The sequence below is a fragment of the Glutamicibacter sp. V16R2B1 genome, from assembly GCF_005774635.1.
GTDB lineage: Bacteria > Actinomycetota > Actinomycetes > Actinomycetales > Micrococcaceae > Glutamicibacter > Glutamicibacter creatinolyticus.
Map to the genome: position 1 here is coordinate 98145 of NZ_VATX01000022.1, position 18961 is coordinate 117105.

18 protein-coding genes are annotated in these 18961 nt (G+C 53.5%); 15 read left to right on the forward strand and 3 right to left on the reverse strand.

The window, feature by feature from the left end; translation table 11 throughout:
- Nucleotides 1-8 precede the first annotated feature (8 nt).
- Complete coding sequence (rsmD, locus tag FDN03_RS14640; RefSeq protein ID WP_138178337.1) at nt 9-593, forward strand: 16S rRNA (guanine(966)-N(2))-methyltransferase RsmD; 585 nt, start codon at nt 9-11, stop codon at nt 591-593.
- Here rsmD and FDN03_RS14645 read toward each other — a convergent pair.
- Together FDN03_RS14645 and FDN03_RS14650 are read right to left on the reverse strand one after the other, a co-directional pair.
- On the reverse strand, nt 570-1352 hold the full coding sequence (locus FDN03_RS14645; RefSeq protein WP_138178339.1) for a fused MFS/spermidine synthase: 783 nt from the start codon (nt 1350-1352) through the stop codon (nt 570-572). The two genes, rsmD and FDN03_RS14645, sit on opposite strands and share 24 nt — an antisense overlap.
- Before the next feature lie 3 nt (nt 1353-1355).
- Nucleotides 1356-2561, reverse strand: a complete 1206-nt coding sequence (locus FDN03_RS14650; protein ID WP_138178341.1) for an aminotransferase class I/II-fold pyridoxal phosphate-dependent enzyme — start codon at nt 2559-2561, stop codon at nt 1356-1358.
- A gap of 115 nt (nt 2562-2676) precedes the next feature.
- Here FDN03_RS14650 and coaD point away from each other — a divergent pair, with 115 nt between their 5' ends.
- The 10 genes from coaD (at nt 2677) to FDN03_RS14700 (ending at nt 11936) form a co-directional block, all read left to right on the forward strand.
- A complete protein-coding gene (gene coaD / locus FDN03_RS14655) occupies nt 2677-3147 on the forward strand; it encodes a pantetheine-phosphate adenylyltransferase (RefSeq protein ID WP_054820470.1) in 471 nt (156 codons plus the stop codon).
- An 84-nt stretch (nt 3148-3231) separates the two neighbouring features.
- Nucleotides 3232-4134, forward strand: coding sequence for a UTP--glucose-1-phosphate uridylyltransferase GalU (gene galU, locus FDN03_RS14660; RefSeq protein ID WP_054820471.1), 903 nt, complete (start codon nt 3232-3234; stop codon nt 4132-4134).
- 125 nt (nt 4135-4259) lie between these two features.
- On the forward strand, nt 4260-5330 hold the full coding sequence (locus tag FDN03_RS14665; RefSeq protein ID WP_138178343.1) for an LCP family protein: 1071 nt from the start codon (nt 4260-4262) through the stop codon (nt 5328-5330).
- Between the two features lie 142 nt (nt 5331-5472).
- Nucleotides 5473-6321 (forward strand): ABC transporter permease, encoded by an 849-nt coding sequence (locus FDN03_RS14670; RefSeq protein ID WP_054820473.1) that lies wholly within the window; start codon nt 5473-5475, stop codon nt 6319-6321.
- On the forward strand, nt 6311-7189 hold the full coding sequence (locus tag FDN03_RS14675) for an ABC transporter ATP-binding protein (protein WP_246049812.1): 879 nt from the start codon (nt 6311-6313) through the stop codon (nt 7187-7189). The genes FDN03_RS14670 and FDN03_RS14675 overlap by 11 nt, the downstream gene beginning before the upstream one ends.
- Nucleotides 7190-7192: 3 nt before the next feature.
- Nucleotides 7193-8239, forward strand: coding sequence for a glycosyltransferase family 2 protein (locus FDN03_RS14680; protein WP_138178345.1), 1047 nt, complete (start codon nt 7193-7195; stop codon nt 8237-8239).
- Nucleotides 8229-9047, forward strand: coding sequence for a CDP-alcohol phosphatidyltransferase family protein (locus FDN03_RS14685; RefSeq protein WP_138178347.1), 819 nt, complete (start codon nt 8229-8231; stop codon nt 9045-9047). Before FDN03_RS14680 ends, FDN03_RS14685 begins: the two co-directional genes overlap by 11 nt.
- Nucleotides 9048-9085: 38 nt before the next feature.
- Nucleotides 9086-9970 carry a glycosyltransferase gene (locus tag FDN03_RS14690; RefSeq protein WP_138178374.1) on the forward strand — a complete coding sequence of 295 codons (885 nt, stop codon included), beginning with the start codon at nt 9086-9088 and terminating at the stop codon, nt 9968-9970.
- A 68-nt stretch (nt 9971-10038) separates the two neighbouring features.
- Complete coding sequence (locus tag FDN03_RS14695) at nt 10039-10497, forward strand: adenylyltransferase/cytidyltransferase family protein (RefSeq protein WP_054820475.1); 459 nt, start codon at nt 10039-10041, stop codon at nt 10495-10497.
- A gap of 77 nt (nt 10498-10574) precedes the next feature.
- A complete protein-coding gene (locus FDN03_RS14700) occupies nt 10575-11936 on the forward strand; it encodes a stealth family protein (protein WP_138178349.1) in 1362 nt (453 codons plus the stop codon).
- Nucleotides 11937-12061: 125 nt separating this feature from the next.
- Here FDN03_RS14700 and FDN03_RS16615 read toward each other — a convergent pair whose 3' ends face one another.
- Complete coding sequence (locus FDN03_RS16615) at nt 12062-12487, reverse strand: hypothetical protein (RefSeq protein ID WP_212743919.1); 426 nt, start codon at nt 12485-12487, stop codon at nt 12062-12064.
- Between the two features lie 1021 nt (nt 12488-13508).
- Here FDN03_RS16615 and FDN03_RS16460 point away from each other — a divergent pair.
- The 4 genes from FDN03_RS16460 to FDN03_RS14730 all read left to right on the forward strand — a co-directional run bounded on the left by FDN03_RS16460 (nt 13509) and on the right by FDN03_RS14730 (nt 18960).
- The gene (locus FDN03_RS16460; protein WP_171021277.1) at nt 13509-13844 is read left to right on the forward strand and encodes a hypothetical protein; all 336 of its coding nucleotides are present in this window, start codon (nt 13509-13511) and stop codon (nt 13842-13844) included.
- The gene (locus FDN03_RS14720) at nt 13841-16594 is read left to right on the forward strand and encodes a stealth conserved region 3 domain-containing protein (RefSeq protein WP_138178355.1); all 2754 of its coding nucleotides are present in this window, start codon (nt 13841-13843) and stop codon (nt 16592-16594) included. Before FDN03_RS16460 ends, FDN03_RS14720 begins: the two co-directional genes overlap by 4 nt.
- 5 nt (nt 16595-16599) lie before the next feature.
- The gene (locus tag FDN03_RS14725; protein ID WP_138178357.1) at nt 16600-18243 is read left to right on the forward strand and encodes a Stealth CR1 domain-containing protein; all 1644 of its coding nucleotides are present in this window, start codon (nt 16600-16602) and stop codon (nt 18241-18243) included.
- A gap of 195 nt (nt 18244-18438) precedes the next feature.
- A complete protein-coding gene (locus FDN03_RS14730; protein WP_138178358.1) occupies nt 18439-18960 on the forward strand; it encodes a YceD family protein in 522 nt (173 codons plus the stop codon).
- The last annotated feature ends 1 nt before the right edge of the window (nt 18961 follow it).

The window sequence follows — 18961 nt, forward strand, 5'->3', positions numbered from 1 at the left end:
GGCACATCATGAGCCGCATCATTGCAGGGGCCGCCGGTGGAATCAGTCTCAAGTCTGTTCCCGGGAACGCCACCCGGCCCACAACCGACCGGGTTAAGGAGGCCTTGTTCTCTCGGCTGGAAAGCTGGGGTGTCTTGCAGTCCGCGCGCGTATTGGATCTGTTTGGCGGCTCCGGGGCACTGGGCTGCGAGGCCGCTAGCCGCGGGGCTCGTAACGTCCTCCAGGTTGAAAAAGCGCCCAAGGCAGCGGCGGTGTGTCAGCAAAACGCCGGCACCATTAACCGCGTCCTAAAAGCCGAAATCATCCACGTGCACCGAGGCAGTGTCGATACGGTGCTGGAAGGTTTCTTTGATAACCAAACCGGGAATCCTAGCCGCACCTTTGACCTGGTGTTCTTGGACCCACCGTATCCCTTGACGGATGACGAACTGGCGAAGACCTTGCAGAAGGTCACCCGAGTTTTGGCTGATGATGCAACCGTAGTGGTAGAGCGATCGAGCCGTTCTTCTGCGCCTCGCTGGCCCGAGGCGCTAGCGCCCTTGGCCGATAAAAAATACGGGGAAACCCATCTATGGTTCGCCGAACCGATCTAGGTCGGTTCCACTGAGCACTTCCGAAGGATGAGGCCCCGCAGCTTTCCATTCCGCGACGGTGGAGGAATTCACCGACCGATTCGTGGCGGTAAGTACGAGGTTTCCTGGATATCTCCGGCTGAACATTTCGGTCGGGGCGCTGACGGCAACGAAGTTGAAATTGGCCCGCGCGGCTGCAACCTGACTGTCCGTGAAGCGCAGCGGTGGGTCATCTCCGATGTTGACGAACAGTACGCCCTCGGGGGAGAGCCGGGAAGCCAACAGCCCATAGTAGTCCGTGGTGGTGAGATGTTCGGGGGCGTCCGGTCCGCTGAAGATGTCCAGGACGATGACATCGTAGATCTCGTTAGCCAACTCTGAAGTCAACACGTTGCGCGCATCTGCGGTGATCGTGTTTAGATGTGTTCCTGCCGGCAGGGGCAGTTCTCGAAGGACGAAGTCGACAAGTTCTCGTTCGAGGTCCACGGCGACTTGTGTGCTGCCCGGGTATTGTTGTCCCGCCCACCGTGCCAGGGTCAGGGCGCCCGCTCCCAAATGCAACAAACGAAGAGGCCCGGCTGTTGGATAGAGGACTTTCATGTGGTTGGCGATACGAGCCAGGTACTCGTAGGCGATCTCGCTCGGGTGATCCATGTTGACGTGAGACTGCGGGGCATCGCCGATGGTGAGCACCTTGGCGCCGGCAATCAATGGATCCGTCTCGATTACGGCGTGGGCTTGACGGATGCTCAGCCATTGGGAGGGATGATGTTCTGCCACAGCTCAACCCAGTTTTGTTTGGAGCGAATTCAAGCGCTCAATAGCCAACTGAAGCACTTCAGGACGTTTGCAGAACGCGAAGCGCAACAACGTCGAGCTACGTTTATCTTGCGTGTCCTTGCAGAACACCGAGAGTGGAATGGCAGCCACGCCCGCTCTCTCCGGCAGGAGACGGGCGGTATTTACCGCGTCCGTTAGCCCAAGCGGTGCAATGTCCGCTACGAGGAAGTAGGTGCCCTGGGGACGCAGGACCGTCATACCCGCTGCTTCCAAGCCAACTGCCAGCTGCTCCATCCGAGCAGCTAGACCTGAAGCGAAATTAGCGAAGTAGCTGGCGGGCAGTTCCAGAGCTTGGGCAACTGCGTGCTGAAATGCTGGCCCTGAAGAGTAAGTCAAAAATTGTTTAACTGTCCTGACAGCATCGATGAGGTGCTCAGGGCCGGTGGCCCAGCCCACCTTCCACCCCGTGAAGGAGAAGGTCTTGCCTGCCGAGGAGATGGTGATGCTTCGTTCAAATCCTCCGGGGAGGGAAGCAATGGGGGTATGGGTGACCCCAAATGTCAAGTGTTCATAGACTTCATCCGAAATGATCAGACAGTCATGCCGGTGTGCCAATTCGATAATGCGTTGTAGAACGTTGGGACTGAAGACAGCGCCGGTGGGATTGTGGGGGTTATTGAGGATGATCAATCGTGTGCGGTCGTTGATCACGGAAGCTAGCTCATCCAGATCGGGTTGGAAATCAGGTTGGCGCAGCTGCACGACCCGGTGAACCCCATTAGCCAACCCAATCGCGGCACCGTACGAGTCATAGAAGGGCTCAAAAGTGACCACTTCGTCACGAGGTTCCGTAAAGGCAAGGACGGAAGCCGCGATGGCTTCCGTCGCGCCAGTAGTTATTACCACCTGGCTTCCGGGATCCACCGTGAGACCGTAGAACCGGTGCTGGTGCTCGGCAACTGCTTCACGCAATGCTGGAACACCACCGCCCGGAGCGTACTGATTCGCACCCTCCACGATTGCTTGGATGGCGATATCGCGGATTTCTTGCGGGCCCTCGGTGTCGGGGAAACCCTGACCGAGGTTAACCGCCCCATGTCTGGATGCAAGCGCGGTGATCTCTTCAAAAATGGTGCGGCCCGTCTGGCCACGGGCATCAACCAGATTTGCGCCAAGAGCGGTTCGCAACCATGGGCTAGGTGTCGTCATGGGAACCATTATGCGCGGCTCTGGGACGGAATTCACGCTTGTCGCGTCTTGTCTTGTTACACGCCACTAACTGAAGCTTCGGCGATGCCTGCCGGATTCTTGATAGATTCAGACTATGCGTCGAGCCGTCTGCCCCGGATCTTTTGATCCCATCCATAATGGTCATGTAGAGATCATCGCGCGTGCCGCGAGCCTTTTTGATGAGGTCATTGTTGCCGTCTCGACGAACTATTCTAAAAAATACCTATTCAGTGAGGAAGAACGCGTGGCCATGGTCGACGAGACTCTCGGTGGCCTGAGAGGGGTATCTGCGATGCCTATGGGCAATGGCTTGCTTGCCGATTTCTGTAAAGAACAGGGAGCGGAGGCCATTGTCAAAGGGCTGCGCAGCACTGTTGACTACGCGTACGAAATCCCGATGGCAACGATGAACCGGCACCTGACCGGAGTTGAAACGGTCTTCCTGCAGGCGGACACCCGGTATACCCATTTATCTTCCTCATTGCTCAAGGAAGTCTCGGCGTTGGGTGGAAACGTTTCAGAGTATTTTCCCCGAGCAGTTATGAAGCGGATTGCAAAGCTCTGAGTCTCCCGCAGCGTCTGGGAGGGGCAAACGCACAGGCTGCTATATTGCAGTTTCATCAACTAACAGATTGGTAGGTCTCACAGTATGAATTCTCAGCGCCGGATAACTAAAGCGGTAATACCAGCGGCCGGATTAGGAACGCGTTTCCTGCCGGCAACTAAGGCCATGCCAAAGGAAATGCTCCCTGTGGTAGATCGCCCTGCTATCCAATATGTGGTGGCTGAAGCAGTGAACGCTGGATTGAATGATGTCTTGATGATTACCGGACGTAGCAAACGTGCTCTCGAGGATCACTTTGACCGTGTTCCGGCTCTGGAGCAGACGCTGGAAGACAAGGGAGACATAGCTAAGCTTCGCAGCGTTCAAGAAGCTACGGCACTGGGAGACATCCACTACGTGCGCCAAACCGATCCGAAGGGTCTTGGGCACGCAGTGCTATGCGCGAAGAAGCATGTTGGCAACGAACCATTCGCCGTTCTTCTGGGCGACGATCTCATCGATGAGCGCGATGAGGTTCTTAACACGATGATCGAGGTTCAAGAGCGTACTGGTGGCTCGGTTATCGCACTGATGGAAGTCGATCCAAAAAACATCAGCGCATACGGGTGCGCAGATGTCACCGAGATTGACGGGGAGAGCTACGTTAAGGTCAACGGACTGGTTGAAAAACCAGCAGTGGAGGAAGCGCCTAGCAATCTGGCTGTCATCGGGCGTTACCTCCTCCACCCGCGCGTTTTCGAGGTTCTGGAGCACACGCAACCAGGGCGTGGCAACGAGATTCAGCTGACTGATGCGCTCCAGGAACTTGCCGCCGCCGATGGTGATGGTGCAGGCGTGTACGCGGTGGTGTTCCGCGGTCGCCGTTACGACACGGGTGATAAGTTGAGCTACCTGCAGGCGATCATCTCTTTGGCTGTAGAGCACGACGAACTGGGCGACGGACTGAAGCCGTGGCTTCGGGAGTTCGCTGCGAATATGGAGAACTAGGATCTTGGAGGGGCTACTCAGCATAATCACATTTATGTTGAGTAGCCTTTTCATTTGCGGCAACGAGAGTGAAAAGTATAGTAGCTTCGCTGTGAGCAAGAAACAGCCGACAAGCGGAGTATTGGATGTCCCATAAGAGCAAGGGTGGATCTACGGAAGTTGCTTCACGTAGCGTCCGATTCGGCACCGCACGTCGTCGTCGGCGTAGAGTGCGGGCGATTGTTCTTTCTGTTGTGAGCCTGGTGCTGGTGGCGGCGCTCGGTGCAGGCTACTATCTGTTCAACCTCAGCCATAAGTTCAATTCGCAGAAAAGCACAGTTTCGATTGATTTCACGCCTGAGGAGGAAGAAGCTCGTCCAGTTAAGGATCCTGAGGACGGCTCAATGAATATTTTGCTGCTGGGCGTGGATCTCAGTGACGAAGCCGACGCTGGCGCGAATTCTCTTACCGAAGCGGCCGGTCAACGCAGCGATTCAATGATGCTGGTGCATATCCCGGAAACCCGGGATGAAGTCTTCGTCATGTCGTTGGTCCGCGATACTTGGATTGAGATTCCGGGCCACGGAATGAATAAGCTCAACTCTGCGATATCCCTGGGCGGTGTCCCACTACTCATGCAGACGCTGGAAGGAACTTTTGATACGAAGATCGATCACGTCGCGATGATCGATTTTGAGGGATTCAGGGAGCTGAGCACTGCGCTAGGCGGAGTCACCGTTGATAACGACATCGCATTTACCGCTAACGATACTGATTACTACTACCCTGAAGGTTCAATTACCCTAGAAGGGGATCGGGCTCTTAGGTTTGTGCGCGAACGCAAATCCTTCACCGATGGCGATTACCAACGTGTACGGAACCAAAGGAAGTTTATTTCGGCAGCGGTCGATCAGATGTTGGCACCCGGAGTACTGACCAATCCGGCCAAGGTGTATGACCTGGTGGACAAGGTTTCTCCGTATCTGACCTTTGATGAATCTTTCGACGCTGCGACAATGGTCGGCCTAGGCATGCAACTTAAGAATGTGGGTGCAGAAGATCTTAAAATGTTCACAATGCCCACCGCTGGAAGCTCAATCAGCCCTGATGGACAGTCAATAGAGTTAGCGAACGAGAAAGCAATCTCTCAGATCCGCGAGGCGCTACGAACCGATAAAATGAGCGAGTACCTGGCTAAGAACCCGCCCCCCGATTAATATCGAACGTTAGTGCGAGATGAGTCACTAACGGAACTCAGAGGTGATTGCGCGTCTAGATGGCGCAATCAACTAGACTTTGAGCTGTCCTAATTGACTTTACGATTAGATCTTTACGCGTTGCAAGAGGAATCGAACGAACATGACAGTTGCCGAGGTCGCCGAACAACATGGTTTGCACCGGGTAGGCGCTCGCCCATCGCTGGGCAACTATCTCAAGCAGACTTGGGAGCGGCGTACCTTTATTTATGAACTTGCGAAGGCACGCGTCCAATCCCAAAATGAGCGCAATCGTTTGGGTATGGTATGGGTTGTCCTCAAGCCAACCTTGAACGCTCTCATGTATGGATTCATTTTCGGAGTTCTGCAGGGAGGTAGTCGCCCTGCTGATTTCCCCATTTACGTAGTAATTGGCGTCTTCCTTTTCGAGTTCTTCAGCTCGTCTATGACCGGAGGAGCAAAGTCAATCACTGGCAACACTGCGCTCGTGCAGTCGCTTTCATTTCCTCGAATGTCGTTGCCCGTCGCGCAGGTTACTCAGAACTTCCTAACTCTGATGCCGATGCTCGTAGTAATGTTCCTGTATGCGGTGATTTTGGGATCGATGCCTAAGTGGAGCTGGTTCGCAATCGTCCCGATAGTTCTGCTCTTTACTGTCTTTAACATGGGTATTGCTTTCATCTGCGCGCGAATCACTGTTCACATTAGGGACTTCACCAATATCCTTCCACTGATCGGTCGCGTTCTCTTCTACACTTCTGGCGTTCTCTTCAGTGTTGATCGACTCCTGGGATCGTGGCCGTGGATGATCTCTGTCTTTGAGTATCACCCGATCTATCAGACGCTAACACTCGCCCGCTCGTTAATCATGGACAGCGTTCCGTATGAGCCCCGAGCATGGTTTGTTATCGCAGCGTGGGCGATCGGAACTCTAATATTTGGTCTCATCTTCTTCTGGAAAGCCGAGGAGCGTTACGGCCGTGTCAATTAGTTTCGATGACCTAATCAATCCGCAACTGCACCCCGAATATCAACCCGAACCTGTTTTCTCAGATGCCACGACGTTTGAGGCCAGTGAAGGGCAAGAAAAGGAGGAGCAGTCCTCCCTGGAGATCGATCCCAACCGAAACCCTGTCGTAATTGTAGACAACCTACACGTCAAGTATCAGGTCTACTCCAGCGGAAAGTCTGTGGGAAATGCCGGAGCACGTCGTCTTCTACAGACAAAGATGAGGGGACTGCGCACCGTTCACGCTCTAAAGGGGATATCGTTCGTCGCGTACGAGAACGAATCGATCGGCATTATCGGGACCAACGGGTCTGGAAAGTCCACACTTCTGCGAGCTATTACAGGATTGACTCCGCCATCTTCAGGAGCGGTGTATGCGACGTCGCGGCCGAATCTGCTAGGTGTAGGTGCTGCGTTGATTCCCGACCTTTCAGGCGATAAGAACATCACCCTCGGTGGGCTGGCACTTGGTTATGACAGACCAAAAGTGGAAGAAATGCGTGAGGACATCACTAAGTTTGCAGAGCTAGAAGAATTCATCGATCTGCCAATGCGAACTTATTCGTCTGGCATGAGTGCGCGTCTGAAATTCGCCATTGCAGCTTCCAAACAGCACGATATTTTGATCGTTGATGAAGCATTAGCTGTAGGAGATGCCAAATTCCGCAAACGCAGTGAGGCCAAAATCCGGGAAATGCGCGAGAACGCAGGAACGATCTTTCTGGTTTCCCACTCGATGGGATCGATCCGGCAAACTTGCAATCGTGTGATCTGGATTGAAAAGGGCGTGCAGAAAATGGACGGTGACCCGAATACCGTCATCAAGGCGTACGAGAAATTCAAGAAGTAGCGTATGACTAATTTTCCAGGTGTTTCATACGTCATGCCTGTGCTCAATGAGGCCAATTATTTAGTAGATGCCGTTGGTTCAATTCTTGACCAGAGCTACCCAGGGGCAAAGGAACTGATTATTGCTCTAGGGCCAAGTGTGGACGGAACCAACGAGGTCGCTCAGCGCCTTGCGGAGACAGACGAGCGTATCGTTCTCGTGCAAAATCCGGAGGGGCGAACGCCAATTGCGTTGAATCTGGCGATACGAGCCTCGAGCTATCCGGTCATCATTCGCGTCGATGCCCACAGTGAGTTGCCGGAGCATTACACGCGTCGAGGGGTCGAGACGTTATTTCGGGCCCAAGCGCACGATGTGGGAGGGTTGATGGATGCTCGCGGCAGGACTCCACTCCAACGTGCCATCGCTGCGGCTTACAATTCGCGCTTTGGTTTTGGTGGCGCCGCTTACCATTCAGGTGCACCCGAAGGTCCTGCCGAGTCTGCGTATCTAGGCATCTTCCGGCGCGAAGTTTTCGACGAAGTGGGATTCTACGATGAGTCCATGCTACGAGCTCAAGATTGGGAGCTCTGCCACCGAATCAGGGAAGCGGGCTACAGAGTTTGGTTCGATCCGGAGCTGAAAGTAGGTTATTATCCGCGTGACACTTTCCGTGCTCTGGTTTCCCAGTCATTTGCCTCCGGTACCTGGAGAGCGGAAATTGCTCGCCGATACCGCGATGGAAAATCATTGCGTCATGTAATACCGCCGCTGATGGTAGTCGGTGTAACCGCTGGCGTCGTCGCAAACTTAATGCGGCCCTTGGTCAAAAGATCGGGGCCGTCCAGCGCGAGGCGTTTTTTGAACTTGGTTTCTGCTGCTCCCTATGTTTACGGAGGACTAGCTGTATGTGAGGGAATGCGAGGCCAGGCCCCAAGAACGAGTGAAAGGCTTCTCACAGGGGCGGTATTCCCGGCCATTCACTTTCCCTGGGCTCTTGGGTATGTGCGCGGACTGCTTCTCGGTGCGGGAAAGACTGTTGATAGAGGCAGAGTGAACCATGGACGTTGAGCGACCAAAGAATCCAACGCTCGAGCAACTACGCGAGATTTGTCAGCCCCCTGAGGTCCGCTCGCGGCGGAATGCTGAACATTGGACCGCCGAACTGTACCTTCGGCATGTCTCCATCTATCTAACCGCTGTTTTGGTGCGCACTCGAATTACGGCCAACGGAGTCACCGGCCTGATGATTCTCGCTGGGTGGAGCATGTCATTGGCGCTCCTGATCCCCGGCATATGGGGGCCGGTTTTGGCACTCTTGCTGTCGCAGTTGCAGCTTTACTTTGATTGCTCGGATGGTGAGGTAGCCCGTTGGAGATCGAGTCAGTCTCCCAAAGGCATCTTTATTGACATGGTCGGCCATCACACTACCGAAGCCTTCATTCCCCTTGCGTTAGGGTATCGAGCATTCCGGGAACTTTCTGCTAATGGAACGACGATCTCCCAGGCGTGGCCCACTCTATTCATGGCAGCGTGTTTGGCCGTACTACTCGTATTGAACCGCTCTCAATCGTTGATGGTTCATGCCGCACGTGGAATGGGTGGGTTAGGCAAGCTGCCTGATACCGCTGAAGCGCGAGCGGTACCGACAACCAGCCTCATCGGTCGGCTGCGTGCCATGGCCAAATTTCTCCCTTTTCATAAGCTATTGCACGCTGTGGAGCTTAGCCTGATGATACTCTTTAGCGCCGTGGTGTCAGTCTTTCTCGGCCAACCGGGGTTGGGGGAGAAATGGGTGATTTGGATCCTTCTGCCAGCCACATTCCTAGTGAACATTGGGCACTTCATCTCTTCAATGGCGTCTTCACGCCTTAAGTAGAAAAGCCTAAAATAACTAAGAGTCGTGAGGGGAACGTGATGCATGCAGTGCCACCGTCGGTGGGGGTAGTTATTCTGACTATGGGGAGGAGACCAGCCGAATTACAGCGTGCACTCAACTCTCTTCTTAGCCAGAAAGGCGTAAATATCGATGCGGTGGTGGTGGGAAATGGATGGGACCCTGAAAGAATCCCCGCCTCGATCAGGACTCTTTTCCTTCCAGAGAATCTGGGAATTCCGGCCGGACGTAACGCCGGTGTACCGATGGTCTCAGGCGAATTCCTATGCTTCCTTGATGATGATTCCTGGTTCCTTGAAGATAATTTTCTAACCTCAGCCATTGAACGATTCCGCCTCCATCCGGGCATGGGGCTACTACAGCCTAGAATCACCGACCCAGAACGTGACGATGATCCTACACGTTGGATTCCGCGCTTGAACAAGCGATCTGCTGAAGTACCGAGCAAGGTATTCCACGTCGGAGAAACGTGCCTGGTTATGCCCCGCGAGGTTTTCGAAGAAACCGGAGGATGGGCGGGTGGCTTCTGGTACGCCCACGAGGGCATCGAATTAGCATGGCGTGTTTGGGACACGGGTAGATACGCGTGGTATGCGGGCGATATGAGAATCGGGCATCCCGTGGTCGATCCTCGGAGACACGACGAATTTTACCGCCTGAACGCGCGCAACCGCGTCTGGCTGGCGCGCCGCAACCTGCCCCTGCCGTTCCGCTGGCTGTACACCGTGGACTGGGCAATGGTGGAATGTTTACGGCTCCGTCGGAACAAATCGGCTGTGCGCCAGTACCTCTCCGGTTGGAAGGCTGGTTGGAAGGGCAGCCCCTGGTACCAGCAGCCGCGCCGGAAAATCCGCTGGGCCACGATCCTGCGCATGAGCCTGGCCGGTCGCCCACCGCTCATCTGATTTAGCGTTTGCGAGCGCACCGACTAGATTGGGAGAATCAGCCGCGATGTCTGAAAGGCGAACCTAAAATGAAAACCGTATTGACTTACGGGACCTTCGACCTGTTCCACATCGGCCACTTAAACATGCTCAAACGGCTGAAGGAAAAAGGCGAACGGCTCATTGTGGGAGTCTCCACCGACGAGTTCAACGCCCTAAAAGGCAAACGACCAATCGTGCCCTTCGAGCAGCGTATCGAGATCGTACGCTCCATCCGTTACGTCGACGAGGCAATCCCTGAAATGACGTGGGGTCAAAAGCGCAGCGATATCGCCAAATACGACGTGAACGTCTTCGGTATCGGCGAGGACTGGAAGGGCCGCTTCGACGACCTTGAGGATCTAGTGGAGGTCTTCTACCTGCCACGCACTTCGGGGATATCCACCACTGAGATGAAGCGCGTGCTCAGCGAGTTTGATGAACGCCATGTGGAGTCGCTAAAGAACACCCTTGATACGCTGAGCCAGATCGTCAAGGAGCTGAGCTAGCCGTGCTGAGGTTGACGGGATCCATTCATCCCACGGCGGTTGCATCCGATCAGGACTAGAACAGGTAGGTACTCGAAATGCTAGCAGGATGGCGGGGGAAGATCGGGCGCAACCTGCCCGAGCCGCTGGTACGCCGCATGCTTGAGGCAACGCTGAAGGCCCCGTCCAGTGACGTGACTTACACCATCATGCAGTTGCGCAAGGATGCCGAACGTGTCTCTACGCGCATCGCCGCCGACCTGGGCATCGCATTCGACCGAGCGGGACCGGGCTTGCCGTTCACAATTCACTCGGGTCACTGGGAACGCCTGCGCGACGCCCTGCGGTCCACCGGGCTGGTGGTTCAGAAGCTCCACCACGCCCACTCGAACGCCGCGGCGGCGGCCTGGAGTGTCAGCGTCGCTACCGCGCCGACCGGGGGCGTTGCCGATTTGCGCGGATGCGGGGCGGTTTGGCAAGCGTTCCCTGGAGGCCTGGAGGCGCTGGTGGACGCGCAGGATTTCACCGGGACGGTGGACGCGGTCTACACCTGGGTGGATGCCAGCGACCCCGTCTGGAACAGTGCTTACCAGGCCCAATTACGCGCCGCGGGCCGTCCAGCCGGGGACAGCGCGGTAAACCGGGCACGATTTGCCTCCCGTGACGAACTGCGCTATTCGCTGCGTTCCCTTGAGATGAACCTGCCTTGGATCGATAAGATCTACCTGGTCACCGCTGGTCAACGCCCCGCTTGGCTGGCCGAGGAGCACCCCCGGCTAACCGTCGTGGATCATCGAGAAATCTTCAGCAATCCTGACCGATGCCTGCCTACGTTTAACTCGCACGCCATCGAATCGCAGCTACCGAATATCCCGGGACTCAGTGAACACTTCCTGTACGTAAATGATGACGTGTTCTTCGGGCGGTATCTGCACCCCAACACGTTCTTCGGTCCCGCGGGTCAGGCTAAGTACTGCCTCACTAAGGGACACTTCGCACAGGCCGAGAACCCCGGACTGCCGATCAATCAGGCTGCGGCCAATAACCGCGAAGTCATCCTGGAGCGCTTCAGCCGCACCGCCTCCCGCAAGTTCCAGCATGTTGCGCACCCGCAGCGCTTGACGGTCCACCGTCGGATCCACGAAGACCTCGGACCGAGAATCGCGGAGATCGCCACGCATCGTTTCCGGTCCGCGACCGACCTATCTATTCCCTCCTCGCTCGCACATCAGTACGCCGCCCGCCTGGGCATGGGTTACCCCACCTCGGTCCAATACCAGTATGTGGACCTCGGGTCGGATCGCTTTCATCTGGACATGCTACGTCTTGCACGCAACATCGATCTGGATATGTTCTGTATAAACGAAGTTCTATCAACCGTCGATGAAAATCAGCGTTCACAGGTCGTGGATGAGTTTATGAGTACGCGGTTCCCGGTGTCTTCGTCGTTCGAGAAGTAGTTTTTAGAGATTTAGCCATGAATTTTCTCTTTACCATTTACTCTTTGATAGCGAAAGTCAATATACTCGCTTCTCCAGCCGCCGGAAGAAACAGCACATAAGATAGAACCTGAGTAGGCGTTTGATTACCGGTGCCAGAGCTGGTTCGCCCTGTCTGCGACGAACTGATGGCGTTCACGACCGTCCTCGTCGATAACGACGCAGTGGTCGTCGTGAACGGCGGATCCGGGCATCGTGCCGTTCTTGCCGCGCTTCTTCCCGAACACGCTCCACCAGTCATTCGACGAGGCAGTCCGCCATGCGGTTCGGTCTGACATTACTTCGCTATACTCAACGCGGGCCTCCTCAGCCAGGAGCCGGTACCCGAACTCGGGGTCCTCGCGATGCGCGTCGAACAACACGTTTGCCCGGTACGCCTCGTCGAGTTCGCGCCGCATGATGGGATTCTTCTTCCAGCGGTAATACGGCTGGCGGGCGAGCTTGAGTACCCGGCACGACACCGCGACGGGGATTGCGTCTTCGGCGAGCTCGGTCACGAGCGGGTACATCATGTTCCCCGCAGATGAGCCTGTGACAGATACGCCCTCGCGCGGCGCAGGACTTCTACCTCTTGCTCGAGGAGCCGGTTGGGTTTGCGCAGCTCGCGCAGTTCCGCGGACTCTGACTTCGTCTGGCCAGACTGCTCGCCAGACTCGATGCGGGCCTCTTACAGCCATTTGCCGAGGGTCCGACATGGACGCCAAAGTCTTTCGCGACTTGCGCAATCGAGACGCCGGCCTCGCGGTTCATCCCGACGCGCACGACCTCATTGCCGAACTCCTTGCGGAAGGGCTTGGGCATAGTGGCATCCTTTCATGCCAGCCTCCTCGGCTAGCTATGTTCGATGTCACCTACTCCTGCACCAGACCCCCTGTGTTGCACGGCAGAGGTTGTATCAAGACGCGACTTTGCTGGTCATGGCGCGAAGTCCTTCTAAGAACGAGTGACCGGCTCGAACTCTCTAGTAATTCACTCGAACCGGCTCCGTTTCAGATACGGATGCAAGTGGTACTAAAATTGGGTAACAGTCCGCACGACTACGACAGTGGTCGTGAATGCGTACCTAGGAGGCCGCGAAAGAAGTTGGGAAGCCAACACACAATAGCCAGCTCATTGCAGGTCACAGACTATGCATGGTCTTCGGCCGGAAAACTCAGTTTTCTGCTCGCAGGGCGTCCTGATTCTAGTTCGGACAAGATACAGTCCGTCAAACTTGTTAGTCAAGATAAAAAATTGATGGCGCCCTCCGTTAAGATCTGTGGATCCGTAGGTGGCAGCCTCCATTGTGAGGTGCATGTTCCTACTGGTGCTAACTACAGGATCGAAGCTCTGGACAGTAGTGGCAAATTATATCGTGTGGGGCTACCTATAGGACTCGCTAACAAAAAGGGCAAATTTTCGGGTTTTATCTCCCGATATATACTCCGTTCACCTGCGTATGCGATGACGCTCCAAAGGGAAATAAAACGCCTACCGAAGAAGATATCTGTAATAACGCGAAGTGATTCGATAGAGATATTAGACGAGGAAAATTTGGGACAGCAACTGCTCTTTACGCGTCGCGGTTCAAAAGATACGGTGCGTGGAAGCCTTTTGCAGAACGGAGCAAGTGTTTTTTCGGTTAGTGAGTTTTCCGAAACGCTTTTGTGTCTACCCGATGGCGAAACGCTATGGGATTGCAGACTCGGTTCCAACAGCGGTCGTAGGCTCCAGTACTGGGGAAGCGCTTCGGAAGAGCCGAGGAGACTTATGCAATATCCCTGGTACTGGATGGGAGACGAAGGCGCGAGCGCAAGGGCCAAGGTCTACTGGACAAAAGACGGCCACTTGGCCTTGAAAATTGTGAAGAAAGGGCTCAAAGCAGCATGAAGATCGCATTCATACTAACCACAGGCGACACGAGCGCGGGAACGGAACATGCGATCCAGTCGCAAGCAGTAGGTTTGCGTGATCGCGGTTACGAAATATCGATTTACAGTATTTACCGGACTAACGGGCGCCTCAGCAGAATTATGCCGGATGACATCAAGGTTACATATTGGTTGGATTCTGAAGGTAAAGATCTGACGGGCATGTTGTCGGATGAACAAGCAGAACGCTTAAGCAAGGCACCTTCAACCCTAATATCGCATGCTTGGGACAACCAGTACAGTAAATTAACCGACATTGTTTGTCGAAAGAAAATTGGCGGCCTCCGCGAGGATGCAGTCGTTACTACCACGCCAGCGTTAGCAATGCTTGCATCATATTTCCTCCCAGAAGGGACGATGTTGGTTGCCGAAGAGCATCGAGCAAGCATGAGACGAGGTGTCGGCATTACGCCTCTTGCAAACGTCGTTCACGACGTAGACGCGATAATCTCGCTCAACAACGAAAATGCAGAATGGATCCGGGACCGTTTCCCAGAGTACGGGTTCGTCAGCGCTGTCATTCCGAACTCTATTCCTGATGTTCTACGCCCGCGAGCAGCAAGTAACTCGACGATTGTAATGGCTGCTGGACGTTTCGCGCCTGGCAAACAGTTTGATCAGCTACTTGAGGCCTTTTCTCTATTTAAGGCGGGACATCCAGACTGGACTCTGCGCCTATTCGGTGAGGGACCGGGTGAGACGAAACTCAGAGAGTTAATTGGGAAACTGAATCTCCACGATTCCGTCGAGATCATCACTGGTGTAACCGATTTAACCGCTGAGTGGGCCGAAGCGGGAATTCACGCCATGACGTCCAGAAGCGAAGGCCAACCGTTGGTAATTCTCGAAGCGTCTGCAGCAGGTGTTCCTACCGTTGCTTACGATTGTCCGATTGGGCCGAGGAACATTCTTACTCATGGTATAGACGGTTTGCTCGTACCACTCAATGACACCGAAGCTTTCGCCCAGACACTGGCTTCGATTGCAGACGATACAGAACGTCGTGCGAAAATGTCGTCTGCCGCAATTCAGACGGCGAAGAAGTACAGCCCTAAGAGTATTCTTGATGAATGGGAAAAGCTGTACTCAGAATTGGCCCAGCGAAGGACACCGAGTGAACCTCGCGTTGAAGCTAACCTTAAGATTTTACGAGGATCGCGTGAAAATGAAACAGTTACGCTCCCTGATGATCTCGATTTTAACGGAACTGAAAATGCAAAAAAGGGTTTCAACGTCCGTATCGTGGAGCCGCGTAGCTTATCCGCTCAACTCGCTCAGGACGTGAACCAGAAATTCGTTAAAGGTTTGCTAATGCGGGCTGAAATCTGTGCTGTTGAAATCCCGTCCTACAGCTACTACAGGCAGACTTTAGCGATTCGGGAAGAGGACAGTCTGCGACTTCTTCAGGCATTGTCACGGTCACCCCAGGAGGGTGTATGTGTGAGGGCCATGAAGGGAAATTCCAGATTGTCTACGAAAGACTGGCACCCTGGTGTCGATGAACTTTCCGAGTACGACCGTGATTTGGCAAATGTTTTCCGGGTATTCATTCCGATTTCGGACGAACTTCGTCGCTTTACCTTCGGTTCAGTTTTCGCTGTAGACATAGAAGTATGGTCTATTGACCAAGATGCGTACGTGGCACCCAGGTCCAATCCAGGTGTCGATCGGTTGTTGAACGATGACTTCCTTCGGGGCAGTGTCCTGCCGGAAGCGCCGCTTTGGGACGAAATTAACTTCCCGATTGATGCAGTGTATACGTGGGTTGATGATAGTGATCAGAACTGGCGTCGGACTAAGGACCATTACGACGCTCTCGAAAACGGTTCACACCCTTTAGCAACTGGGTCTATGCGATTCAAGAACCGTGATGAGTTACGTTATTCAATACGGAGCGTACGTACATTTATGCCCTGGATACGTAATATATACGTAGTTACTGCAGACCAATATCCGACATGGCTATCGGAAGAATCCGACATACAAGTTATTACACACAGCGACATTTTTCCTGACAAGTCGGTCCTACCTGTCTTTAACTCGCATGCCATAGAAGCTTGCTTGCACCGGGTGCCAGGATTGGCGGAGCACTTCTTATATTTCAACGACGATACCCTCCTTATGCGCATGCAAGATCCGCGTACCTATTTCCACGGCAACGGTGCGGCCAAATTTTTCATGTCCTCGGTAAAAATTGATACGAATAGTGCTGAGAATGAACCTCACATGTGGGCGGCGCGCAATAATAGAAAAATCCTATTTAGGGACTTCGGCAAAGTAATTACTCGTGGCATGCTACACACGCCATATCCCCACCGGAGATCGGTGCTGTCAGAGATAGAGTCTCAATATCCTGAGGTTTTCAAAACGGTCAGAGCCTCTAGATTCCGCAGTCCTACCGATATATCCTTGCTGTCCTCGTTTGCTCAGCATTATGGATATTTCGTAAATGAATACATACCTGGGAGCATACGTTATGCGTTCTGCTCGATGGCAGATGAAGGGATTCAAGCTAAGCTGTCCATGTTGCAACAAAGTGAACGGTTTGATGTTGTTACGTTTGGCGAGGGTGAAAACCCTGTCTATACAGGGGAGCAAATTGACGGGATGATGGATCAGTTCTTCCGTAGTCGTTTCCCATATCCGGTCCAAGATGAGATTGGGTCGACTTCATTGACTGTAAAAGAATCGTCGGATTCGACGGAGTGAGAAAAATGCGAAATTTTCAATCGGTGCAAAGAAGTGCAAAGCGTGTGTTGACATCGGCCAGTAGTAAAATCGGCGCGCGACTCGCTCCTGGTCTTGCTTCAGTTAAGACGCTATTTACGCGAGCTGTCTCAAGTGATTTTCGTGAACATTCTACCCTTCTTAAGCTCCCTGAGGGCTTCCGATTAGGACTAACCGCTTCTTCCTTGTCGCTTCCTGATGTATCTAAAAGTAACTTCGAACAGCTAGAGATGGCACTGAAATCGTGTGCTATCGACTATTGGGTGTTGAATGTTGATCCTTCGGGCTCCATGCAGTTGAATATAATGACCGATGATTTCGATCGATTTATTCGTAATATAGTGAACGCTGTCGATTTCAAGCACTGGTATTATCAGATACTCAATGATAATGGCAAAACGTCAAGTTCCACCGAATTATTGCATGCCATGGGTTCTGATACCAGTAAGATAAACGGTGTTCGACTATTTCAGTATGTTGCTCCTTCAGTAGAATCATTCTTCTTCGCTGGGGCGGCGCAAGGTGTCGATGTAGTACGTTGGCGGGTCAGCGATGCGAACGGTGGAATCACGAGTGAGATATGGAACCCGAAATGCGTAGAACTTCCTAACCCAAAAGCAAGTCATAACGAGTTCTTGGATGCCCTGGCTCGAGCGAATGGAGCCTCCGGTCATCATTTTTCCTGCCCAGTTGACGCAGTAATCACTTGGGTAGATGGTAACGACAAGAATTGGTTGAAGCGGAAAAATGCTGCTCTTGGCCTTGAGACGGAGCGGTTGGTCCAGGACGCGACGGATGCGTCTAGATTTGAGCCACTCGATGAGTTGAAATATTGCTTAAGGGCAATCGAACAGTATGCACCCTGGATTCGTAAGATTTTTCTTGTCACGGACCGTCAGACGCCAGAGTGGCTACAAGTCAAGGAAAACAACAGGCTCAAAGTTATTGATCATTCGGCAATTTGGAAGGATCCGGCAGATCTTCCGGTATTCAATTCCCATGCGATTGAAGCAAACTTACACCGTATAGATGGCCTCGCTGAACACTTCTTGTATCTGAATGATGACATGATCCTGACGGCACCCGTCTCTCCGGATACCTTTTTTCATCCGAGCGGGGTGACTAAGGTGTTTTATTCGAAAGCTTTGGTAGATTTCAAGGATTTATCGGATCAAGACAATGTGTCGACGGTGGCAGCCAAGAATGCGCGAACAATTTTGCATTCTAGGGGGTTTCCTATGATGAATCGAAAGTTCTTTCATACGCCGTATGCGTTTAATCGAAGTATTTTGGAGAAGATTGAGCAGGAATTTGCCGACATTTCTGAACGCGTTAGCGCAACAAAGTTTCGGTCTCTAGACGATGTAGCGTTTGCCGGTTCGTTCTATTTTAATTACGCATTGGCGGTCGGTGCCGCCGTGCCCGGAAAGATTCGTTATGATTACATTGATCCCGCTGATTCGGGGGCATTGGATCGACTGGACCGGATCATCAGAAAAAGACACACGCAGTGCATCGTCGTAAATGATGGTTCGCAGGCCGTTTCCCCCGAAGAGCGCGAGATTATAAAGAAGGTCATCCCTGCTCGCTTGAGTCAGCTTCTTCCCGTGAAATCTTCATTTGAGCTTTAACGCCTAGTAGTCGAAGTTGACGTGCATCACTGAACTTGTCTAGCGCTAAAGATCGCGCTAGGGTTAAATGTCGGTCTATGTTCAATAGGAGTTATCATCAGCGAAAAGCGTTCTGATCGGTCGCCGCACGGTGAGCCCGATCGCAGCTCGCCTCTGGTTATTTCAACCAAGGAGCTTGGACGGGCGCCCGGAGCAATGACAACGATCGTTGAGCATGTACCCGCGCCCGCTGAAGTGGGCGTCGCACTCATTGGTGTTCGTGAAGGATCCGAGGTTTCCTTGGACCTGCGGCTCGAATCCGTACATGAGGGTGTTCTGGTTTCTGGTGTAGCCACCGTGGAAATCGCCGGTGAATGCGGCCGGTGCCTGACGCCCATCGAGTATGATTATGATGCTGATATCCAGGAGCTCTTCTACTATGAAGAGAATGCCGAGATCGAGCAAGACGATGAAGTAGACCAGTACTGGGTTGTCGATGATCTCATCGACCTTGACCCGGTACTGCGGAACGCAGTGGTGACCGCCCTGCCGTTCCAGCCGGTATGCCGGGAAGATTGTTTAGGGCTTTGCAGCGAATGTGGCAAGAACCTTAACGAGGATCCTGGGCATCACCATGAGGTCCTTGATCCTCGTTGGGCAGCGCTTGCGCAGCTGGCCGACATAGTCGCAGAAGATGCGACACAAAGTAAAACGTCAGACGAGAGAGAAGAGAAGTAGT

Bases quoted from the DNA above. Each gene is read 5' to 3' on its own strand.
- rsmD (WP_138178337.1), top strand. From the start codon at position 9: ATGAGCCGCATCATTGCAGGGGCCGCCGGTGGAATCAGTCTCAAGTCT.
- FDN03_RS14650 (WP_138178341.1), bottom strand. From the start codon at position 2,561: ATGACGACACCTAGCCCATGGTTGCGAACCGCTCTTGGCGCAAATCTG.
- coaD (WP_054820470.1), top strand. From the start codon at position 2,677: ATGCGTCGAGCCGTCTGCCCCGGATCTTTTGATCCCATCCATAATGGT.
- galU (WP_054820471.1), top strand. From the start codon at position 3,232: ATGAATTCTCAGCGCCGGATAACTAAAGCGGTAATACCAGCGGCCGGA.
- FDN03_RS14665 (WP_138178343.1), top strand. From the start codon at position 4,260: ATGTCCCATAAGAGCAAGGGTGGATCTACGGAAGTTGCTTCACGTAGC.
- FDN03_RS14670 (WP_054820473.1), top strand. From the start codon at position 5,473: ATGACAGTTGCCGAGGTCGCCGAACAACATGGTTTGCACCGGGTAGGC.
- FDN03_RS14680 (WP_138178345.1), top strand. From the start codon at position 7,193: ATGACTAATTTTCCAGGTGTTTCATACGTCATGCCTGTGCTCAATGAG.
- FDN03_RS14685 (WP_138178347.1), top strand. From the start codon at position 8,229: ATGGACGTTGAGCGACCAAAGAATCCAACGCTCGAGCAACTACGCGAG.
- FDN03_RS14690 (WP_138178374.1), top strand. From the start codon at position 9,086: ATGCATGCAGTGCCACCGTCGGTGGGGGTAGTTATTCTGACTATGGGG.
- FDN03_RS14695 (WP_054820475.1), top strand. From the start codon at position 10,039: ATGAAAACCGTATTGACTTACGGGACCTTCGACCTGTTCCACATCGGC.
- FDN03_RS14700 (WP_138178349.1), top strand. From the start codon at position 10,575: ATGCTAGCAGGATGGCGGGGGAAGATCGGGCGCAACCTGCCCGAGCCG.
- FDN03_RS16615 (WP_212743919.1), bottom strand. From the start codon at position 12,487: ATGATGTACCCGCTCGTGACCGAGCTCGCCGAAGACGCAATCCCCGTC.
- FDN03_RS14720 (WP_138178355.1), top strand. From the start codon at position 13,841: ATGAAGATCGCATTCATACTAACCACAGGCGACACGAGCGCGGGAACG.
- FDN03_RS14725 (WP_138178357.1), top strand. From the start codon at position 16,600: ATGCGAAATTTTCAATCGGTGCAAAGAAGTGCAAAGCGTGTGTTGACA.
- FDN03_RS14730 (WP_138178358.1), top strand. From the start codon at position 18,439: ATGACAACGATCGTTGAGCATGTACCCGCGCCCGCTGAAGTGGGCGTC.